We start from the raw sequence: 2,683 nt of genomic DNA, 5'->3' as shown, positions 1-2,683 counted from the left end.
AAATCTTTTTTATACAGCCTTCGACACCGAGAGACTGACAACTGAAGCTTCGCGTGACGACTTTCGGACGACATTTCAAATCGATCGTGACAGAGTGCTCCATACTCCTTCCTTTCGTAGGTTACAAAGTAAGACTCAGGTGTTCTGGAGTGGTGAGTATGACTTCTATAGGACTCGACTGACGCATTCACTTGAAGTAGCCCAAATAGGACGTTCAATTTGCCAGTATCTCAAGAAGACGTCAGATTTGTTATCGGAGGATTTCTATGTTGATTCCGATTTGGTGGAGGCCATTTGCTTATCGCACGATTTAGGTCACCCTCCATATGGACATGCTGGTGAAATGGCGCTGAACAAGTTGATGGGAGAGTGTGGAGGCTTTGAAGGAAATGCACAGACTCTACGTTTGCTCACAGAGCGTATTTTTAGTTCAAGGAAGACTGGAATGAACCCTTCTAGGGCGTTTCTGGATGGAGTGCTGAAATATAAGACACTTTGGTCAGAGTTGAAGTCATCCAATGCTGGGGAAGCCCCTAAGAATCATTTTGTTTATGATCAACAAGTTCGCTACATTGACTGGGTGTTAGAAGGTCGGGATTTTCCTTTAGAACTTTCTCCTGGAAAGGTTCGAGAGAGTTTTAAATCGATAGAATGCCAAATTATGGATTGGGCTGATGATGTGGCCTATTCCTTGAATGATTTAGCTGACTGTGTGCGAGCAGGTTTTTTAACCATTGAAAAAATCGAGAGATGGGCCGATGAATTACAAATTTCGCGTGAGGATGAATCCGCTGTAGGGGAATTGTTGGCGGCCATTCGTGGAGGTATGATTGAGCCTATGGTTGGGCGGCGTATTGGTATTTATCTACAAGCAGTTTCGCTAGAGGAAAGTGTCAATTTTATGAGTGGTGCGACTAATCGATACCATTATGATCTAGTGGTTGATTCTAAAGTTAAGGAGGAGTCAGAGCTATTTAAAAAGATGGCTTATGAGGTGGTATTTTTATCTCCTGAATTGAATCAGTTAGAATATAAAGGGAATTACATGTTAGAGAGGCTGTGGGAGCTGTTGAGTGCGCGTTATATTTCAGGAGAAAAGTCTGGTTACAATTTGCTGCCAGATGCCATTTCAGAAGAGATGGATTCAGCTGCTACCGTAGAACAGAAACAACGATTGTTATGTGATTTTATGGCTAGTATGACTGACGTTTCAACGAGCAGGCTCTATAAGCGGTTGTTTGTTCCAGATTTTGGCTCTATTGGCGATTTAGTTTCTTAATACGATGAATGAGCGTGTGATCAAGCAGCCTTTAGCGGCGCTGAAAGAGTACTTTGGTTTTGATGGTTTTCTGGACGGTCAAGATGAGGTAGTTGGGCAGATTATGACCGGGAAAGATGGTCTAGTCGTGATGCCTACAGGTGGAGGTAAATCTCTTTGTTACCAGCTTCCAGCGTTGTGTCTTCAAGGCGTGAGCATCATTGTTAGTCCGTTGATCGCCTTGATGAAAGATCAGGTTGATGCTTTGCTGAGCAAAGGGATCCCAGCAACAATGATTAACTCGACGCTCGGGTTCTCAGAGCAGCGAGATAGAATTTCACGTATGCGTGCGGGTGAGTACAAACTCGTGTATGTTGCTCCAGAAAGATTCAAGGTAGAGAGTTTTATTAGCGCTTTAATGGAAGTGGACTTAGCTCTGTTTGCTGTTGATGAGGCGCATTGCTTAAGCCAGTGGGGGCATGATTTTAGACCTGATTATATGCGCCTAGGCAAAGCCTTGGATAGGATCGGACGACCGCAGTGTATTGCTCTGACCGCTACGGCGACTCCAGTAGTTAGGACTGATATACTAAAGGTGTTAGATCTTCGCTCACCCTTCGAAATTGTGAGTGGTTTTGCGCGTCCAAATCTCTCCTTAATGATCACGTCTGTCTCAAAACATGAACAAAAATATAAACGAATCCGAGAGGTTGTGAAACGCTGGAAGACAGGGATCGTTTATTGTGCGACACGCAAGCGTGTGGAAGAAGTGGCTGAAATGCTTCACGACTGGGGAGTGAGTTGTATTGCCTACCATGGTGGAATGAGCGATGATAGGCGTGAGAAAACGCAGAACATTTTCATAAAAAAAGAAGCTGATGTGGCCGTTGCGACGAATGCTTTTGGTATGGGTATTGACAGGTCGGATGTGAGATTTGTCATCCACTTTGAAATACCGGGCAGCGTCGAGGCATACTACCAGGAGGCTGGCCGAGCTGGCCGTGACGGCGAGGCTGCAATGTGTGAATTGTTATTTAACTATGCAGACACGCGAACTCAGGAGTTCTTTATTGAGGGCGTGAATCCTAGTTATGCTACTATATGCAATGTTTATCAGCATCTGCAAAACCAAGCAGATGGTGATTTTGAAGTGCATGAAACATTGGATCAAATTAAGCAAGGAGCAGACGTAAAAAATGGCATGGCTGTAGGGAGTGCCCTTGTAGCCTTGATGCGCCACGGCTTAGTTGAACGCTTCGATGTGGCAGGTTCTAGAGCAAAGGGAACCCGTCTGCTGAAGCCCGAGGTTCTAACCAGTAAGATTGGAATTGATCGTGCTGGTCTTGAAGAGAAAGAAAAGCGTGATAGCTCTAAACTATTGGCAATGGTGGAGCTCTGCTATGCGAGGGTCTGCAGGCAGCAATG

At 44.9% G+C, this 2,683-nt stretch carries 2 protein-coding genes; both read left to right on the top strand.

All coding sequences use genetic code 11. The features are described from left to right. Positions 1 to 1,279, top strand: a 1,279-nt coding sequence (gene dgt, locus ABGY95_RS02480; RefSeq protein ID WP_347440102.1) for a dGTP triphosphohydrolase, incomplete at its 5' end; no start/stop codon positions are given. 4 nt (positions 1,280 to 1,283) lie between these two features. Then, positions 1,284 to 2,683, top strand: a 1,400-nt coding sequence (locus ABGY95_RS02475) for an ATP-dependent DNA helicase RecQ (protein WP_347440101.1), incomplete at its 3' end; no start/stop codon positions are given.

Source organism: Rubritalea sp. (genome assembly GCF_039830215.1).
Taxonomy (GTDB): domain Bacteria; phylum Verrucomicrobiota; class Verrucomicrobiia; order Verrucomicrobiales; family Akkermansiaceae; genus Rubritalea.
This window is presented reverse-complemented; position numbering and strand designations above follow the sequence as displayed.